This is a genomic window from Candidatus Villigracilis saccharophilus (assembly GCF_016711665.1).
Map to the genome: position 1 here is coordinate 124,842 of NZ_JADJSO010000002.1, position 19,010 is coordinate 143,851.

15 protein-coding genes are annotated in these 19,010 nt (G+C 49.4%); 3 read left to right on the top strand and 12 right to left on the bottom strand.

What is annotated here, in order from left to right; translation table 11 throughout:
• Nucleotides 1-189: 189 nt before the first annotated feature.
• Nucleotides 190-1,010 (top strand): IS5 family transposase gene (locus IPL17_RS00850; protein ID WP_345305179.1). Its coding sequence is split into 2 segments (ribosomal slippage): nt 190-571 and nt 571-1,010, totalling 822 coding nucleotides; the frame shifts between segments, so codons are not numbered across the junction.
• 440 nt (nt 1,011-1,450) lie between these two features.
• Here the strand turns inward: IPL17_RS00850 and IPL17_RS00855 are convergent.
• Nucleotides 1,451-2,389 (bottom strand): hypothetical protein, encoded by a 939-nt coding sequence (locus IPL17_RS00855; protein ID WP_345305180.1) that lies wholly within the window; start codon nt 2,387-2,389, stop codon nt 1,451-1,453.
• Between the two features lie 21 nt (nt 2,390-2,410).
• On the bottom strand, nt 2,411-3,967 hold the full coding sequence (locus IPL17_RS00860; protein ID WP_345305181.1) for a hypothetical protein: 1,557 nt from the start codon (nt 3,965-3,967) through the stop codon (nt 2,411-2,413).
• A 26-nt stretch (nt 3,968-3,993) separates the two neighbouring features.
• Between IPL17_RS00860 and galK the strand changes: the two genes are divergently transcribed.
• Entirely contained in the window at nt 3,994-5,052 is a 1,059-nt protein-coding gene (gene galK / locus IPL17_RS00865) for a galactokinase (protein ID WP_345305182.1), read from the top strand.
• A gap of 161 nt (nt 5,053-5,213) precedes the next feature.
• Here galK and IPL17_RS00870 read toward each other — a convergent pair whose 3' ends face one another.
• The 10 genes from IPL17_RS00870 to IPL17_RS00915 form a co-directional block, all read right to left on the bottom strand.
• Nucleotides 5,214-6,263: an ATP-grasp domain-containing protein gene (locus IPL17_RS00870; RefSeq protein ID WP_345305183.1), complete on the bottom strand. Its 1,050-nt coding sequence runs from the start codon at nt 6,261-6,263 to the stop codon at nt 5,214-5,216.
• A gap of 273 nt (nt 6,264-6,536) precedes the next feature.
• Nucleotides 6,537-7,922, bottom strand: coding sequence for a hypothetical protein (locus IPL17_RS00875; RefSeq protein WP_345305184.1), 1,386 nt, complete (start codon nt 7,920-7,922; stop codon nt 6,537-6,539).
• Nucleotides 7,923-8,013: 91 nt separating this feature from the next.
• Nucleotides 8,014-8,847, bottom strand: a complete 834-nt coding sequence (locus IPL17_RS00880) for an efflux RND transporter periplasmic adaptor subunit (protein ID WP_345305185.1) — start codon at nt 8,845-8,847, stop codon at nt 8,014-8,016.
• 24 nt (nt 8,848-8,871) lie between these two features.
• A complete protein-coding gene (locus IPL17_RS00885) occupies nt 8,872-9,513 on the bottom strand; it encodes an efflux RND transporter periplasmic adaptor subunit (protein WP_345305331.1) in 642 nt (213 codons plus the stop codon).
• On the bottom strand, nt 9,513-9,674 hold the full coding sequence (locus tag IPL17_RS00890; RefSeq protein ID WP_345305186.1) for a hypothetical protein: 162 nt from the start codon (nt 9,672-9,674) through the stop codon (nt 9,513-9,515). The genes IPL17_RS00885 and IPL17_RS00890 overlap by 1 nt, the downstream gene beginning before the upstream one ends.
• Before the next feature lie 93 nt (nt 9,675-9,767).
• Nucleotides 9,768-10,454, bottom strand: a complete 687-nt coding sequence (locus IPL17_RS00895) for an ABC transporter ATP-binding protein (protein ID WP_345305187.1) — start codon at nt 10,452-10,454, stop codon at nt 9,768-9,770.
• Nucleotides 10,455-10,531: 77 nt separating this feature from the next.
• A complete protein-coding gene (locus IPL17_RS00900) occupies nt 10,532-11,749 on the bottom strand; it encodes an ABC transporter permease (protein ID WP_345305188.1) in 1,218 nt (405 codons plus the stop codon).
• 8 nt (nt 11,750-11,757) lie between these two features.
• Entirely contained in the window at nt 11,758-12,984 is a 1,227-nt protein-coding gene (locus tag IPL17_RS00905) for an FtsX-like permease family protein (RefSeq protein WP_345305189.1), read from the bottom strand.
• 15 nt (nt 12,985-12,999) lie between these two features.
• Nucleotides 13,000-13,662, bottom strand: a complete 663-nt coding sequence (locus tag IPL17_RS00910) for a TetR/AcrR family transcriptional regulator (RefSeq protein ID WP_345305190.1) — start codon at nt 13,660-13,662, stop codon at nt 13,000-13,002.
• A 228-nt stretch (nt 13,663-13,890) separates the two neighbouring features.
• Nucleotides 13,891-14,679, bottom strand: a complete 789-nt coding sequence (locus tag IPL17_RS00915; protein WP_345305191.1) for a hypothetical protein — start codon at nt 14,677-14,679, stop codon at nt 13,891-13,893.
• A 235-nt stretch (nt 14,680-14,914) separates the two neighbouring features.
• Here IPL17_RS00915 and IPL17_RS00920 point away from each other — a divergent pair, with 235 nt between their 5' ends.
• Nucleotides 14,915-18,859: an ExeM/NucH family extracellular endonuclease gene (locus tag IPL17_RS00920; RefSeq protein ID WP_345305192.1), complete on the top strand. Its 3,945-nt coding sequence runs from the start codon at nt 14,915-14,917 to the stop codon at nt 18,857-18,859.
• The last annotated feature ends 151 nt before the right edge of the window (nt 18,860-19,010 follow it).

Consider the following 19,010-nt stretch of genomic DNA (forward strand, 5'->3'; position numbering starts at 1 on the left):
AAACCCCAAACAGAAATTTTTCGTACAACAGAATAAACAAACCAGAGCGATAGTATATCACCAAAGGATAGTAATTCTGTTCAGCGAATTGCATTTCCATTGCATTTGCATCACGACAAATGTTACTTTGATAAGTGACATTTGTCGTGGTGCATTAGACCTCTTGCATAAGTGTGTCATAATAGGTACATGAGATACGAAATTGTACAACAACTCGACGACGAAGATTTCAAGCGTTGCACGGGAGTTCAGCGCAGCACCTTTAAGCAAATGCTGGTGATCGTGGAAGCAGGGATGCGTAACTTTGGCAGACCGACCACACTCAGCCGAGCCGACCAGTTGCTGATGACCTTGATGTACTGGCGAGAGTATCGAACTGAATTTCATATTGGCTTGACCTATGGCGTCAGCGAGTCAACCGTATGTCGGACGATCAAAAAGGTTGAAAATGCGTTGATCCAATCGAAACAGTTTCACCTGCCAGGAAAAAAGGCGCTACAACCAAGCGATACTATTCTTGAAATTGTCTTGGTGGACGCTACCGAACAGCCAATTGAGCGTCCAAAAAAAGACAAAAGCGCCATTATAGCGGCAAAAAGAAGCGTCACACTCAAAAAGCGCAGTTGATAGCCGACTTGAACACAGAACTCATCTTGGCCACGGATTTCTGCAACGGGAAGCAACACGATTTTCAGCTGTTCAAGCAAGGTCACTATATCGTGGCAGAGCACATTCGTATTTTGGCGGATGCAGGCTATCAAGGAGTATCCAGCTTACACTCGAATAGTCAGACGCCTGTCAAGAAAAGTAAACTTCATCCTTTGAACCAGGAGCAAAAGGCTGCCAACCGAGCATTGTCGAAGAAGCGCATTTTGATCGAGAACATCATTCGCAAGTTAAAGATCTTTCGGATTCTGAGCGAACGCTATCGCAATCGAGGTAAACGTTTTGGATTGCGTTTCAATTTGATCGCTGCCATCTACAATCTAGAACTCAAGCCTAAACCATGACTTTTGCAAGAGGTCTACTATAACAATATGTATAGGCTTTGGTGCACAAATCGGTTTTTTGAAGACGTCATCCCAAAATCAGGCTAATTCTTCTCCACGAATTCAAGGTTGCTTGTGGGAGAAAACTATCTAGATTTCGCTAAAACTCGGCTCTGAATGGGAAGAAAAATATTCATGCACCAACGCCATATGTATACATAGAATTTTCTCATCGCGGGCTGGGCTACTACAATTTTACTGAATTTCTGTATTAATCAGAAAAAATTTAAACAAAAGGGTTTTACGCCGAGCCACGAAGGTGCAGAGTTTTACTCTTATTTTCTCAGCACCTTCGTGATTCAATTATTCAAAAACTGTACGCCCCATTCCTGACCGATGCAACCTTAGTTAATTTCATGTTTTTTTTCTGCCTTTGATCCCAAGATAAGCAACTGGATTGTTTATCCGCTGCTGCTACTTGTGCTGCTACTGCTCCCCCAGCCGCTGCTCTTACTGCTGCTAGTACTCGTGGAAGGTGATGTTACCTTCTTCAACAAATCGTACCAGAAAGAGGATCCCTGCGAGACTGCCGCGGCAGTGATGGAGAGGCCGATCACCTTCAGGAGAATGAACATAGCCCAATCCCCAATATTATTGGTTTGTGGCAGTTGTTCAGTTTGCCACCAACCGATGCGAATTGAATACGCGCCCAGATCATCAATGATATCGGATAAATCTGCGTTCGCACCTTCACGAGCCACAACTGCATCAGCCTGGGCAGCCGCGATGGCGCGCAATTCTGCGCTTGACCATAACGTTCTGGCCAACTGAATTGTATCCGTGCCAAACAAAACGGTAATGCCCAGCGAAAGAATAATTACAAAACTACGCGCGCGCGCACGAAAGGTCGCGGCAGCCTGCTCCAGCATCCCTGCAAAATATGCGGTGGTGCGAGCCCGAAGATCAGCGATACTGGTCACGCCTTGATTGATCCAATTGATAAAGGCACTCTTTCCTTCGGAGTCGGGCAGTTTATCGATCAACTCGGCTAGTTGCAGCAGATCCAATTCCTTTTTTGCAGTTAAGCCAGCCAGGTCAAAGAAAGCATCTACAAGCGTGCCAACAGGGATCTTTTCAATTCTTTTTGGCTCAGTGACCGAACCAAACACGCTGAAAAAACTCTTGTAACGAATCGGGCGAAGCGCTTGCAATTGAGGAAGTTTTATAAGATCCCCGATCTTTTTATCGCCTACAATTCGAATGAGATATTGCTCAAGCGCCTTGCCGCGCGTCTCAAGCATTTCATTGATCCACTGCGTGACAAGGGACACCAGAGAGCCTAAAAGATAATATACAACAATAAGACCAATTGCAACATCGAGAGCTTGGGAAATGGACATATGATTTTCTCCTTTTTATTTCTATCGTATATTTTTTTCCAACTCAGCGAGCCAATCCAAAGGCCTGCTCCAACGTATCCGCTCGTGTACACCCAATTGTTTTTTCCTCGGCCTGTCCCATTTGGGGCCGGGCGGACCAGATTCGTCGTTCAAAACACTCTTCACCCCCCACAACCCCTTATATTGTACCCAACCGGGTTCAGGATTCAAGAGCACGCGCCTCCATTCCTTTTTTTGGGGGCGGATTGTCTTGCGGTCTGATACAAAGCGCTTGAGATAACTGCTTGATTTTACAACCCCCTCACGCAAATTATTGCCTTGAAATCCCACACGGAACCCATCTCCTGTGGCAAGTTCAAACGGCAAACTGACCACATAATGATCTGCTTCATCGCGCATATTCATCAATGCATCCTCAGTCAGAAAATGGGACTTCTGCACCTGCAGTTCATTTAATGCGATCTGACGGGCCTTTTGATTCGGGTTGAACAATAAAAATAAATAATGGATTACACCGTCGGTCCAGAAAAGCAGACGTTGCAACCTGCCAGGTTTGTACATGCTCGGAGAGCGGATCGCTTCAGGCTTGCTGTAATTTGCGTGGGACCCCAATGCAACATAAACAATCGGATGCGTGGTCGTTTTTTCAAATTTATCAACAGCCTTATTCACTGTTTCCCACTTTTCAATATTGCCCGCTCCGTGTTGAGAGAACAGAACCGCGTACGGCTGGTCATTCTTTAAATAAACAGCCACCATTTCCCAATCCCCCTCATGGTGATTTATTCCATTCGCAGCAAGTCTCCAATCGTTGAACGCATAAAAATAGTGATATTGCAAAATCGTCCAGCGATTCTTATTCGCATCTTCCTCAAATACTACACGGCCATAATAGACCGGCTGCGGATCTTTCTCAAGAATCTTTGAGTACTCAAGAAAAGATTCTTGAGCGATCTTCTCTGTCGCCTGCGAAAGCATATCCATGACCATGCCAGGCCCTTCGGGAACGACCCGTTCAAGGATAAACTTCATTGTCCGCACAGAAAGATAGAAGAGCACGATCAAATAAAGGGGAAGGAGGATCAAATACTCCACCTGAATACTTACATATTCACTCGGGCGAAGAAAGAACCAGATCGGCGCGATCTCAAGCGCAATAAAAAACAAAGCCGCAAACGCAGCCGGGATAATACGCAATCGAATTGGAGATGCGAATATGAAAATTGTGATTGCAACTACAAGCGAAATCGCTATAATTGCTTCAACACCCGATAAGCCAGCGAGAAACCATCCGCCTGCCACACCGATTATTGAAAGGGCAGCCCACCATAGCCAGGCATCAGAGTCGTTCAACGGCTTATTGACAAAACGCAGATAAAATTGTTCGCTCTTTAATTTTCCAATACGGCTCGGCATGGGCTCCTGCAAATGAGCGAACGCCTCCACCACCCCCTGCGGTCCGCTCGGAAATATCGAGCATCTTTCCAGGTAAGGTTCCACAGCCATAGGAAAGAAACGCTCGCTTTTCGCAAACCTTAAAACAGGCTCATATTTTTCAAGCAAATCAATTTCAGTCACACTACCTCTATGGGATAAACTCAATTATGGAAACTCAAAACCTCGAGCAATCTTTCGCGACCTATTTTAACGCCAAACCGTCATTCATTGTTCGCGCGCCGGGCCGCGTCAATCTCATCGGTGAACATACGGATTATAACGATGGATTTGTCCTACCAATGGCAATTGACCGCGCAATCTGGATCGCGCTAGCGCCGAGAACCGATTTCCAGGTATGCATCCGCTCTTTGGATCTTAATATTGATTCTGTCTTCGATCTAAATTCTCTCACAAAGGGCGAAGGCTGGATCGAATATGTTAAAGGTGTTGCCTACCAATTACAAAAAACGGGCTATCAGGTACGCGGTTTTGATGCAGTGATGACTGGCGATGTACCACGCGGAGCGGGTTTATCTTCGTCTGCTGCCGTAGAGCTGGCAACAGCATATGCTTTTACCTCTGTCTCTGGTATTTCATGGGATCCAGTGCTTATGGCAAAGCTATCTCAAAAAGCAGAAAATGAATGGGTTGGAATGAATTGCGGAATCATGGATCAAATGGCAAGCGCAGCCTGCAAAGCAGGCCATGCTTTATTCTTGGATTGCCGCTCCCTGGAATATCAACATGCACCCCTGCCAGATGAGGTTGCGATCGTGATAATGGACACATCAACCCGGCGCGGGTTGGTTGATTCAGCTTATAACGAAAGAAGAAATCAGTGCGAAGAAGCGGCGAACTGGTTTGGGGTGAAGGCGTTAAGGGATGTGAGCGTGGAAGAGTTTGAAAGAAAAACCAAGGCAGAAAGCACACTTGGGGAAATAACATTAAAAAGAGCAAGGCATGTCATCACAGAGAATGCCCGCGTACTCGAAGCAGTAAATGTGATGAAGTCAGGTGATATTAAAAAGTTGGGCGAGTTATTCAATGCCAGCCATGACAGCCTGCGCGATGATTTTGAAGTAACAAACGAGGCGCTCAATAGCATGGTCAATTGTGCTCGTGAGCAGGAAAGCTGCCATGGCGCACGCATGACCAGGCGGGATTTGGCGGCTGCGCAGTGGCATTGGTCGACAAGAAAGACGCACAGGAATTCACAAAAGCCGTAGCCGTCACATATAAAGAAATGTCAGGATTGGAAGCGAGTTTGTATGTATGTCAGGCAAGCGCAGGGGCGAGTCTTGTCGAAAGATAAGACCAAGGTCACGCTTAAGAATATCGTTCGCAACTAAATAAAAAATGGACACGCAACCGTGTCCATTTTTTATTTTTAACTATATGCCATCTGTTCGACTTCAATTGTACGTTTTCGCAACTGGCGCTTGAGCAGTTTCTCCGCAGCAATGCGAGCCTGTCGCATTTGGGCATTACGGATGATCAACTTCATAAATTTATTGTGATCGGTCGGGTCGTTGAGCAGGGAAAAATCTGCCGAGCCCGGCTCATGAGGCGGATAAAAAATACCGCAATTGGGGTTGATCTCCAGCATGTGAATTATGCCCGCGGCATCCATCCGATAATCGCAGCGCGCATACCCATTACCGCCAAGTTCTTTAAAGACACGCATGGTCTGTTCACGCAGTACTTTTTGGATCTTCGGATCATCCACAACTGCCACAGACATTTTCTCATATTCGATCCACTTCATATCATAATGTTTGAAGGATTCGCCATTCGGAAAAATAAACTCAACCGGCGTGAATGTAAATGGCTTCCTGGGATCTTCAGGATTCTCGGCGATCAGACAGGTGAATTCCCGCCCTTCAATGAACTCCTCGATCAGAGCACGGCCGAATTCGTCAATTTCAAGCTGCAATTGCTCACGCAATTGTTCAACCGTTTCAACACGTGATTTGCGGCGTATGCCTACACTGGCATACCCGTGCGGCGGCTTGACCAGCATGGGAAAATTCAATCGCTTGGCAACTTTCTCGGCATCTTCCACCCGATTCACGAACATCCAATTCGGCGTGGGCACGGAAACCCGCCGCGCGGCATTTTTCATTTCATCACGAGTCGGATCAAAGAATTTCGAATCGGCGCCGGAAAAAGCGGCGTTATATTTTTCGAGCGCATGAACCAGCGCGATCCCTGAAAGCGCATCATCGGGAGTGCCGTCACACAGATTGATAAAGACATCCACCCCTTCGTCCATCAGATCGCGAATTTGCTTTTCAACATTCTTAGGTCCCACCAGGTGCTGCTTCCAACGATATCCATTCATATACGGCGATGGATCGTATGGAATATCGTTCGCATCCGGAGTACTTGTCAACACACAAATATACATGTTTTTTCCTTTGTCATTATCGTCACGCATTGATTCACTTCCACTGAATCATGCATGATCATTTAAATTTATTAATTTATTTAATGAATAACATTTAAATATTTATTATTCCATATCCATTGTAACTAACTATTGATTAAAGTAAAGGGTTTTGAATATACAATTATCTTAAAATATCACATGGCATTTACGCATGGCCGGATATTTTTTCTTTAAGGTTATTAATGTTATTAAGGTTCTTAAGAAAAGAGCGCGCAGGAATGACCCTGCGCGCTGAAAAGCGCGTCACACGCCGTAGCTCAATCAATTCCAGAATTGCGGCAAATACTCCTTGTATGTTTGCAGATAATCATCAAGCACCAGTCTGGCAGAATCAAGATCACGGATGACGGGATCAAGCAGCAGACATTGCAAGGCTTTTTTATAATCACCTTCAACAGCGGCATCCACACCCAACTGCGCAACCATTAATTCACGGCGGCATAACTCGGCGACCGGCTCAGGCAGCGCGCCAACAAAAACAGGATGAACCCCCGCGCCATCCACCATCACCGGGGTCTCCACAATTGTATTTAATGGCAAGTTTGAGATCTGTCCTGTATTCGGCAGGTTTGCCGCCAGGTGGTAATGATTTCCTGCACCTGAAATATTCTCGATCATTTCCAATGCGCCTTCCGAATCTGTGTTCAAAAGGCCCTCAATGGTCATGCTGCCGCTGGCCATCTCGTTCAAACGGTCCAGACTGAAATCACGCAAGCCAGCCATCAATTCCCAGTCGTAAAGGCGGATATTGAACTTTTCCCACGGCTTTGTGGCGGAATCGCTCATCCACGGAAGGTATTCACAGAGATGCGTGTCTCCGGGGACCGGGAACAGGCCAAAGTCACGAAAGACACGACGCGTCAACGGTTCAAATTTCTCATCCAATTCAAAGAAGCGCTCCTTCAAAAGCGGATACAGATCCTCTCCTGTGCGCCTATCATGAATAGAAAGTATCCAAGAAAAATGATTCGTACCTGCAGCGCGAATATCCAGGAGCGGAACCGCCTGGTGAATCACCATTTGCTGTAATGGATGCTGGAACGGATCCGCGTGCATACCCTCAAGCCCATCGGGGACTTCTATGCCAAGATCCTTTGCAAGTGCGACACCAACCATGTCAAAGCCCGTATAGATCTGGTGGCACAATCCTACAATTTTAATTTTGCTGTAGCGATTGATCGCATCACAAATACGAACCATGGGATTGGTGAAATTGATGAACCAGGCCTCGGGGCAGGCCAGTTCCATATCATGGATGATCTCCATCAATGGCATGATATTTCTCGCAGTATGAATAAACCCGCCTGGTCCGCCGTTCTCTGCGTAAGGTTGATGCACGCCATATTTCAAAGGTATCTCGTAATCCGATCTCCATAGTTTTTCACGCGGCCCGACCTCAATAGCCGAGACAACAAAATTCGCTCCATCAAGCGCATCCTTATGATTCGCGTGCGCGCTGATGATAAAACTTGAATCCCATTCCCTGTTTAGCCGATTCGCAAGCCTGTGGATGATATCCAGGCTTTGCGTATTGCGATCAACCAAACGCAGTGTTGACCCTTTTAGTTTTGTTGATCGCAGAATGGCAGAGAGTGTATTCTCGCCAAATGAGGCGCTGCCTGCTCCGATCACAGTGATGACAGTCATGTTTGTCTCCTTAACAAAAAAATAAGCATGCGGAAGATTCCCAACATGCTTATTTTACATCCACAAAGCATGGATGTTGAAAGCCGTAAAATTATTCCGTTTGTATTTCCACTTCCGCAGTCATGCCCCACAACAATCCCTCAGGCTGTTCATCCAATTTAATGGTGACCGGGAAAACCACATCCCCGCCAACAGTTTTTGAGACAGGGGAAATAAGGATCACTTTACCCGTAACAGTCACATCCAACGCTTCAAGATAAACATTAACGCTCTGGCCGGTTTTCACACGGGAAATATCGCGCTCGCTTAGATCCGTGGTTTCAATTTGCAAATCATTCAAACTGGCAAGCGTGAGAACCACCTGACCACTCTGAACAAGCTCACCGGCGATCACATCAACAGATGCAATTGTTCCATCAAAAGGAGCCGTCAAGCTGCCCGACACAAGATTGGCTTTTGCGCCATCCAATGCTGCCAGTATTTGGGCGGCTTTTGCCTCCGCCTTCTGCTTCAGCTCATAGGGCAGGCTGACAAAGGTAACACGCCCGGTATTTTCGTTAACTACTCTTACGCGATCCGCATCCTGAAGTTCGGCGTTGATGCTTGCGGATCGATATGCGGCATCAGCAGCCATGACCGCGAACTCCAGCTCGGACGTATCCAACATGACCAGAGACTGCCCAGTCTGAACTTTATCACCTTCCTTGACCTTGATCTCCTTAATCAGCCCGGAAATGATAAAGCTTAAGCGAGTTACTTGAACTGGAGCAATTACAGCTGATGAAATCACAACATCAGCGGATGGGATATTTTCCACTTCAACAGGAGCGGGGGCTGCGGGAGAGCTTGCCAAGGGAGTTGGGCTTCCACACGCGGCCAGTAGAATGGTCAAGATCATGCTGATTGACCAAAAATATCTTTTCATTTTATATCTCCAAAATCCCTGTTGTTATTGTTCAAGAAGAATCTCGACATCAGCGCTCATTCCCCACAATAATCCCTGGGGTTGTTCGTCCAATTTGATCGTCACCTTATAAACGACATCCCCGCCCAGCGTGGATGAAATGTTGTCAATGGCAACCACTTTACCGGCGTACGTATCATTCAAGGCATCTATGAAAACATTGGCAGACTGACCAAGCTTGATCTTTGGAATATTGCGTTCGCTCAAGTCGGTGGTTTCGATTTGATAACCGGAAAGATCTCCAAGGATGATCACGACCCGTCCGGGCGAAACGGTTTCGGCCCCGGCCACATCTACAGACACGATCGTGCCATCGAACGGAGCGGCCAGACCGGATTGGGCAAGCAGCGCCGCCTTTGCAGAATCCACCAAAGCTTGCGCACGCTGTACATCCGCCTCGGCCAATTCCAGGTGCTTCTGGCCGGTTCCAACACGCTTGAGGTACTTCAATTGGATCTCAGTGGTCAATAAGTTGGCTTCCGCTTCACGCACCTTTGCTTCAAGAAAAGCGGTATCCAGGGTGACAAGAACATCACCCGCTTTTACTTTGTCCCCCACTTTGACATTGACAGCGGTCACCCGTCCAATGGATGTAAATGAAAGCTGCGTCTCATTCAGGGGAACGATTACTGCCGAAGCTGAAACTGAATCTGAGCGGACGGCTGGGCTGTCGCGGCGGGGTTCCCATTTAGGGAAACTGTCGGTATCGCGGTAGGTTCTGCAGAAGCTCCACAGGCGGTCAGCACCAGTGCGCTCATGACAACGAATACAAAAAACACTTTCTTCATTATTAGATCTCCAAAAACTGTGAAATATTAACTGAAAATATTATACTGTATTGCACAGGTTTTGCACAGGTATTATCGGGCATTCTGCAGGTCTTATTTATCTGCAGAATCCTTAACGATCAAACCATCTTCCAGGGTGACCACACGCTCGGCATAACTGATGACGCGCAGATCGTGAGTGGCAAAGATAAAAGTAACCCCGGTGTCTTTATTCAACTTCTTCATGATGTCCATTACCTGCCTGCCATTTTCAGTATCAAGGTTGGCCGTGGGCTCGTCGGCCAGGATCAAGGACGGTCTTGGCGCGAGCGCCCGCGCGATCGCAACACGTTGCTGTTGTCCGCCGCTTAATTGATCGGGGCGGTTGTTGACCCGGTCGAGCAGATCCACAGCCTTGAGCAATTCCATCACGCGGTCTTTGCGCTCCCCCGCTCCCTGACCATTCAGCAGGAGCGGCATTTCGATATTCTCATACGCGCTCAAGGTTGGGATCAGGGCGAAAAATTGAAAAATAAAACCAATATTTTCGCGGCGCATATCAGCGCGTTGATTGCGGTTAAGAGAAGTGACATCCTTACCATTGACGAAGACCCGCCCGGCTGTCGGCTGGTCCAAACAGCCGATCATTTGCAAAAGCGTGGTTTTGCCTGAACCGGAAGGACCAACGAATGAAGTAAATTCTCCACTCCCAATGGACAGGTTGACGCCGCGTAACGCCTGCGTTTCAAGTTTTCCAATTTTATACACACGAGTAACGTTTTCAATTTTTACGATTTCCATGATATTTCTCCTTGCGGACTCGAAAGCCTTTCGGCTTTCAGTTTACCGATGTCGTGAGACGCCGGAGTCCATTTTTTTTATTTTTCGGCCCGCAGAGCCGCAACAGGCTGCATACGAGACGCCATCACAGCCGGGTACAGCCCGGACAATATTGTGACCACGAATGTCATGATGGTCAGGTTGATAAGGTTATCCATTGTTAGTTTGGCATAGATCGTATCAGTGATCATGATGCCGCTCAGCCCCATATTGCCGATATAGAATCCATTTCGGTTGAAATACAGGGTTCCAAGCACACCAATGACCAATCCCATCAGCACACCGCCAATTGCCAGCATGGATGATTCAGCCAGGAACAACATCATGATGCGGTTGCCTCGCATGCCGATCGCGGACAGGATCCCGATCTCCCGCGTGCGTTCGTAGACCGACATGATCAACGTGTTGATGATGACCGAGGCGGAGATCGCCAGGATGATCATGTAAAAGATCCCAATATAACTTTCCGCCATGGTTTCATACTCGACGAACAGGGCATTTAAATCCCGCCAGGTTTTGATCTCGAGGTTCGAAACATTAAGAGCGCTGACGACCGAGTCGGTCAAGGCAGTATCGTTGAGCAGCACAAAAATCGTGCTGGCGTGATTCTCTGTGCGTGTGATCGCCTGCGCCTTTGCCAATGGCAGGAAAACCGTCGCGCTGTCGAAGCCATAGGTATTGGTTGTGTAAATACCCTTCACAATAAAGGTTTGGTCCTGCACATCGCCGTCTGCGGTGTTGAGTGACAGGCCGACACGATCACCAACGCTCAAGCTCAACTTCTCCGCCATCGGCTTGCCGATCAGGATCGCTTCGCGGTCATCAGGGCTAAGATACTCGCCGCTGATGACACCCTTTCGATATGGATCGCTCGCGGCGGACAGCGGATCAATGCCTGTGATACGTGCGCTTGCAGATTGGGTTCCCGAGGAAAGGAATCCGCTTGCATACAATCGCGGCGTCGCAGTCTTGACTTGATCCAGCGCCGCGATCTGACCCGCGATCTGGTCCGGGTCGGCAACCAGATCCTGCCACTTCAGGCTGGATTTATTTTCATCATAAGTAGCCGCGCGGATCTGAATATGTCCGCTTTGCAGTTGAATGGCAGACTCGATCGCGCTGCCCATTTCCCCTTCGATCACGGACGCCATCAAGATCAGCAGGGCAAGCCCGGCGCCCACCGCCAGCGCGGAAAAAAAGGAACGCCGGCGGTTGCGTCCGAGATCACGAAAAGCCATTTTTAGGATTTGTATCATGGCATGCCTCATACAAAATGCAGAGCTTCGGCAGGTTCGCGCCGCCCGGCTTCAGCGGCAGGAATGAGCGCCGCCAGCGCGGAGATAATCGCGATCATCGAAGCACGCATTAACAATTTCTCAAGACCCAGGGTGGGATACACACGGGATTGCATCAAGGCCATATAACTCGTTGCGCTGGTCAAATCGCCAAAATCGAGTCCCACACTCATCAAGTAGCCGTTCAGCGCCAACCCAAAGAGGATGCCGACCGCAACGCCCACCAGCCCGATCATGATGCCTTCAAGAATGAAAAGCAGCGAAATTTGATTCGGCTTAAGTCCCATTGCTCCCAGCACACCGATCTCCCGCGTCCGTTCATAGACGGCCATCAACAGCAGATTAAGGATGCCCACACCGGCAATGGCAATGATGATCACGCTGAACACGTTCATCACGCCGCCCTTGGTGTTGATCGCCGAAGCAAGGTCGGGATAATTTGCCTGAAACGACTCGATCTCATAGCCGGGCAGGCTTGCTCGCATCTCGCTGATCACATCCCCTTCCTGTCCAAGCCTTTCAAGAAAGACCGCCACCTCAGTGGCCTGTTCCAACTCGTAAAGCGCCTGCGCCTCGCCAAGGGAAATGTAAACAGTTTGTTTCTCAATGTCTGCCATGCCCAGATCAAAGATGCCAATGATAGTCATTGTGCGCTGGCGCATTTGCTCATGCTGTGAACGCCCGACCAGGGTGACACGGTCTCCCACGGTCACGCCCATTGCATCCGCAAGTCCTTTACCGATCAACACATTATCCAGATCAGCGCTAGTCAGGTTGCGGCCTTCTTTTACATTCTGTCCAATGATATTGACAGGCATTTCCTTTTCAGGCTCAACACCGGTAATGCCCACAGCAAACGCTCCTTCACGGCTGGTGACCAACCCACCCGTATGGATGCGCCGCGTCGCCGCCAGCGTCAACGGATTCATTTCAGCCGCCTTCACCACCGCCAGCGGATCCGTCAACGGCAAAAGCGGGGTCGAATTTGCCTGCGCTCGAAAGCCTTCCGCATGGACCTGGATGTTGCCGCCCAGCACCTTGACGGCATTGCCGTAGATCGCATCGGTAAAGCCATACATCAGCCCATCGTAGAACATCATCAACGCCAGTGTCAACGACATGGCAAGGACAATAATGATCGTGCGGCGTTTATGCCGCCAGACGTTGCGCCACGCAAGGCGCAGATATAAATTCATTATGTTCTCCTTCGTTTAAAGATCACTTACAAATTGAGATTCTGTCTTGCGCAAGCCATATTCCATTACATACAATAGCTTGTCTATTCTTTCCTGGGTTTTCGCCGAACGCACCCACTTCATAATATCCTTTTGTTTCATGCCTTCATTCAGGATGTACGTGGTGATCGCATTCGTCCAGATCTCCATGATCATGACCGCCAGTTCCATATCAATGCTTGGATCAACTTCCCCAAGCTCCATGGCCTGTTTGATCATCGCGGTCAATGCATCCCTCGTTCTTTCATGATATTCAGCAAAGAGCTTGCCATAATACAGACCTTCAACGAACAAGACGCGGCTGGTGGCTTGCACCATGCTCGGATAGGCAGAGTTGAATTCAATACCGATCTTCGTAAGCCAGCGGAAATAACCAAACACACTTTGACCCTGGCTTGGCGGATGCCTGTCTTTAAAGAAGATCGCCTTCTCCTGCGCAACCGCATCGATCAGACCTCTGAAAACATCGGCCTTATCTTCAAAGTATTGATAGAAACTTCCCTTGGAGATCTTGCTGTTCGCCACAATGCGGTTGATGGATGCTGCTTCAAAGCCATACTCAGCAAATTCATCCGCGGCGGCATTAATAATGGCATTGCGTTTTTCTTCGGGCAGGTTGAGAAATGTTTGCTTGGGCATTTAGTGACCTCCGAGTCACATGACCTGAGTGGTCACATGACCACCAGGTCACATTCTACGACGATTCCCCCGCCTGTCAATAGTAATAAACGTCATATCGCTTCTTTCTTGACCTTTTCTTGACCCTGCTCTCCAAAGTTGACTCTCCCTGCGGGCCATTAAACAAAAAAAAGTTCGCAAGATGATCAAATCTCGCGAACCTCATTACTATTCACTCCCCACGACCCACTACCTTCTTCTCACCCTCTCCCAAATCATCTTCATCAATAACCCCGCCCTCCAAAAAGCGACCGCGGCCATGCCATGCGCCAAGACCGCAAAGAAAGGCGGAGTCTCATTTGTGTAGTAAGTCCAACATTCGCGGGTTGTGCCCCACAACTCAAGGAAGTAGCCAAGCCCCGCACCCGCGATGAACGTCAGCACAGCAAAGCGATGATCGGTTGGCGTGAGGATCAGCAGGACACACAACGTCAGCGAGAGCCATGTATAGGACTTATCGAATGTCGGGGAAACAAAGATCAGCATCAAGATCAAGAAGGAAGCGAATGTGATCCAATAAAAGGCAAAGAATAGGAAATGAAGAATGGCTGGCTTGCTTTTGCGGCTCGCCTGTTCAATTGCCCAATTAAGCAGCCTTGTAATTCGATCAATGGATAAATTCGCGATCGGCCAGGCAGGGATGATCCACAAGGGCGGGCGCTCGGCTGTGTAGTAATGCCAGAGATTGGTCTGCGTGCCCCATGATTCTATTGCCAGCCCGCCGCAGATGCCGACGAAGACGATCAGCACATCGGTCTTGAGATCCGCGCGTGCCACGATCGTAATGGACATAAAAAGAAAAATACCAAATAGCAGCCAATCCATGTACAGCCACCACGCGCCGCTCCAATCTACATAGGCGAGAGCTTCTTCAGCAAGCGGCCACCAAATATACGCGATCAGAAAAATGATGACGAAGAATCCGCCAAGCAGAACAGATGAGTCACGTGTCCAGAGAGGTTGCTTTTCTTTTTTCATTTTGCGGATTATAGCAGGAGCGGCGGTCTAATTAAAGAATAGTACGCTAGTATTCTTGCGTTTTTGAATAGAGTAACCTAAAATATTTATTATTGGATAACACTTGTCCAATTTAGGAGTTTACCAATTAGATCTAACTTCGGGAGGTTTTATTTTTTAGAAAATGTAATTTCAACCATGTACACGCTAAACATGAAAAATTTCCGCGCCACCCATTTTATATAAGGAGAATCGGATGAATAAAGGTTCATTTAAAGTATTTTCATTGATAACGATATTGGCTTTGATGATTACGGCTTTACCACTGCAAAAGGCGCAAGCGCTTGGAGGCGGCTCAGGTTCAGTGAGTCTGACCACATTTGGAAGCGCATATACCCAAAACTTTGACACCCTTGCCAACACAGGAACAGCCAACAGCCTCACCATCAACGGCTGGTATTTGAATGAAACCGGAAGCAGCGCCTCCAATAACGGGCAGCACAACACAGGCACCGGCTCAGGTACTGGCGGGGATACTTACAGCTTTGGAGCCGCAGCCAGTACAGAACGCGCTTTGGGGACTCTATTTAGCGGCTCATTGACTCCCACGATTGGAGCTCAGTTCACGAACAATACCGGCGGCACCATTACCTCGCTTGATGTTTCGTATATTGGTGAAATGTGGCGACTCGGTCAAAACACAGTCGGGCGCGGTGCTGACAGACTGGATTTCCAACTTAGCACAAATGCAACGAGTCTCGATACGGGTACCTGGATAGATTACAACAGCCTTGATTTCTCAAGTCCTGTGGTTGCCGGTACACTTGGCGCATTGAATGGAAATTCATCGGTAAACCAAACTGCTTTGAGTTTTTCGATTACAGGTTTAAGTATTTCCAATGGAGCCTCATTCTGGATTCGCTGGAATGAATCTGATTTATCTCCAGGCTCAGATGATGGCCTGGCGGTCGATGATTTCTCGATCACACCCAACACATCCATTGCCCTACCCAGCCTGACCATCACTGATGTTTCTGCCAGTGAAGGAAATGCCGGCACCACATCCTTTGATTTCACAGTGAACCTGTCATCACCGGCCGGCGCGGGCGGAGTGACATTTGACATTGCCACACAAGATGATACAGCCACCTCACCAGACGATTTCACCGCCATATCATTGACGAGTCAAACCATCTCTGAGGGATCTTCCAGTTATTCATTCAGCGTTCTAGTCAATGGTGATATCGTCAACGAAGCGGATGAGAACTTCTTCGTCGATGTCACAAATGTCACCGGCGCCGCTGTTGTAGATGCACAGGGCAGCGGAACGATCCTTAACGAGGATGTTGCGGATGCCGCCCCCTCGGTTGCCGCCACCTTCCCATTGAACGGCGCTACAAACTTCCCGATCGGCTCCAACCTCACAGTTACATTTAGTGAACCGGTCAATGTGACCTCATCCTGGTTCACATTGGACTGCTCCACAAGCGGAGCAGTTGCGACCACGTTCAGCGGCGGGCCGACCACCTTCGCACTTGATCCAGGTGTTGTGCTGGTCCATGGTGAGACCTGTACATTAACCGTACTGGCCGACCAAATCAGCGATCAGGATGGAAACGATCCGCCTGACAATATGGTTTTCAACTTTGTAGTTGGCTTTACAGCCTATGATATTTGCGCAGACTACACTCCCATCTATGCCATCCAAGGCAGTGGACTTGCCGCCGCGATCACTGGCACAGTCTCCACCAAAGGCGTTGTGGTTGGCGATTTCGAAGGAACTGCCGCAGCATCTGGTTTCTACATTCAAGACTTAACCGGTGATGGGGACCCCGCCACATCAGACGGCATCTTTGTATTCAGCGGCTCAACCAACCTTGTCAGCGTTGGACAGGTGGTGCGTGTGACCGGCTTCGCCCGCGAGCGCTTCAACCAGACCGCGCTCAATGGCACGAACAGTAATTCATCCGCCGTGCTTGCCGCGAACGTCATCAACTGCGGTACCGGCTCCGTTGCCGCGACCGATGTGACGCTGCCGTTCGCAGACGCCAACTCCCCCGAACGCTATGAAGGCATGTTGGTGCGCTTCCCGCAGTCACTGGTCATTGCAGAATATTTCAACTATGACCGCTTTGGCGAAATCGTTTTGGCCCAACCGTTGGCTGGCGAAACCCGCCCCTTCACTGGTACAGCCATTGATGAACCCGGTGCCGCAGCCAATGCCCGCGCCGCCGCCAATGCCCTGAGCCGCATCACGCTTGATGATGTACAGAGTGCGCAAAATCCCGCCGTACTTCGCCACCCGAACGGACTTCCATTCTCGCTGGCTAACAAATTCCGCGGCGGTGATACGGTCCAAAACGCGGTCGGCGTGCTCGCCTATGATTTCAATCTGTATCGCATCGTCCCGACCGCAGCGGCGGACTACACCTCCGTGAACCCGCGGCCAGCTGCCCCCGAACCCGTGGGCGGAACCGTCCGCGTTGCGGCGATGAACACGCTCAACTTCTTTGTCACAGCAGATTTCCCATCAGGCGTGTTGGATAATAAATGCGGTCCGCTTAACAATGTGGAATGTCGCGGTTGGGATAGTGACCAGCCTTTGGAATTCACCCGCCAACGCGACAAACTCCTGCAGGCGCTTTCCGGTCTCGATGCCGATATCATCGGCTTGAACGAGCTGGAGAACTCAACCGGCGTCGAGCCGCTGGCTAGTATCACATCCGGGTTGCCGGGTTACGATTACATCGCCACCGGCACCATCGGCACGGATGCGATCAAGGTCGGCATGATCTACAGACCTGCGGTTGTATCACCTGTTGGCTCGTTCCAAATCCTTGATTCAACAGATGACCCGCGCTTCATTGATACCAAGAGCCGCCCAACATTGGCACAGACTTTCGTAGTTAACGCCACAGGCGCGCGCTTTACTGTCGTTGTGAATCACCTAAAATCCAAGGGATCCGATTGTCTCGATGTCGGTGACCCGGACCTGTTGGACGGTCAGGGCAATTGCAGCCAGACCCGCAGAAACGCGGCAGAAGCGCTGGTGGATTGGCTCGCCACCGACCCGACTGGCAGCGGCGACCCCGACTTTATCATTGTCGGCGATTTGAACTCCTATGCCCAGGAAGATACGATCGATGAGATCAAAGCCGGCTCCGATGACCTCGCTGGAACAAGCGATGATTTCACCAACCTGATCGCGAACTTCCAGGGGACCTATGCCTACTCGTACACGTTCGACGGGCAGGCCGGTTATCTCGATCACGCACTGGCAAATGCGAGTCTGCTCGCCCAGATCAGCGGTGCAACAGAATGGCACATCAACTCTGATGAGCCGGATATCCTTGATTACGATACTTCTTTCAAACCTGCCGCGCAGGACGCGCTCTACGAAGTGAACGCATATCGCACCTCAGATCATGACGCGGTCGTGATTGGCCTTAATCCAGTCAACTACCCGCCCGAGCTGGGTACCATTTCGGTCTCTTCCAGCCTCGTTTCCGTTGGCACAACAATCAACGCGAGCGTTCCATTCACCGACCCGGACAAGCTTGATGTACACACAGCAGTCTGGGACTGGGGCGATGGGGCCACATCCACCGGCACGATCATCGAAGCCAACGGATCCGGCACAATTACCAATTCGCACATTTATTCCACACCGGGCGTGTACACTATCACTGTCACTGTGGATGATGGCTACGGCAACACTGACCAGGCCGCCTACGAATTTATCGTCGCGTACGATCCAAACGGCGGATTCGTCACCGGCGGCGGCTGGATCAACTCCCCTGCCGGCGCCTATGTTGCTGATCCTTCCGCCGTTGGCAAAGGCAAATTCGGGTTCGTTGCCAAATACAATAAGAATGGCGCACTCACAAGCGAAACTGAGTTTGAATTGGAAGCAGGCGCGTTCCATTTCCATTCCGCCAACGCCCAATGGCTGACCCTGACTGCGTCCAAGGCCCAGTTCCAGGGTACGGGCAGTGTTGAAGGAAGTACTCATCAATACGGCTTCTCAGTCACTGTGATCGATGGACAGGTGACCGGCGGTGGCGGCGTCGACAAATTCCGCCTGCGCATCTGGGATATGGACAATGGCAATGCCGTGGTCTACGACAACCAGTCAGGCGCGCCAGTTAATGCCAGCCCCACCATGCCGCTTGGCAAAGGCAGTATCGTCATCCATAAGTAAGAACATGGCAAAATAAAATTGATGGGAACGCCATAGCCGCGGCGTTCCCATCAATAACTGATCCCCCATTAATTTGTACAATCGTCCCGCAACAAAGCTATTTGTTGACCTACAAGTAACTTTTATATTTTCATGAGGCTTGCCCGAATGT

Coding starts and splice junctions, on each gene's coding strand:
- IPL17_RS00855 (WP_345305180.1), bottom strand. CDS start 2,389: ATGTCCATTTCCCAAGCTCTCGATGTTGCAATTGGTCTTATTGTTGTA.
- galK (WP_345305182.1), top strand. CDS start 3,994: ATGGAAACTCAAAACCTCGAGCAATCTTTCGCGACCTATTTTAACGCC.
- IPL17_RS00870 (WP_345305183.1), bottom strand. CDS start 6,263: ATGCGTGACGATAATGACAAAGGAAAAAACATGTATATTTGTGTGTTG.
- IPL17_RS00875 (WP_345305184.1), bottom strand. CDS start 7,922: ATGACTGTCATCACTGTGATCGGAGCAGGCAGCGCCTCATTTGGCGAG.
- IPL17_RS00880 (WP_345305185.1), bottom strand. CDS start 8,847: ATGAAAAGATATTTTTGGTCAATCAGCATGATCTTGACCATTCTACTG.
- IPL17_RS00890 (WP_345305186.1), bottom strand. CDS start 9,674: ATGAAGAAAGTGTTTTTTGTATTCGTTGTCATGAGCGCACTGGTGCTG.
- IPL17_RS00895 (WP_345305187.1), bottom strand. CDS start 10,454: ATGGAAATCGTAAAAATTGAAAACGTTACTCGTGTGTATAAAATTGGA.
- IPL17_RS00900 (WP_345305188.1), bottom strand. CDS start 11,749: ATGATACAAATCCTAAAAATGGCTTTTCGTGATCTCGGACGCAACCGC.
- IPL17_RS00905 (WP_345305189.1), bottom strand. CDS start 12,984: ATGAATTTATATCTGCGCCTTGCGTGGCGCAACGTCTGGCGGCATAAA.
- IPL17_RS00910 (WP_345305190.1), bottom strand. CDS start 13,662: ATGCCCAAGCAAACATTTCTCAACCTGCCCGAAGAAAAACGCAATGCC.
- IPL17_RS00915 (WP_345305191.1), bottom strand. CDS start 14,679: ATGAAAAAAGAAAAGCAACCTCTCTGGACACGTGACTCATCTGTTCTG.
- IPL17_RS00920 (WP_345305192.1), top strand. CDS start 14,915: ATGAATAAAGGTTCATTTAAAGTATTTTCATTGATAACGATATTGGCT.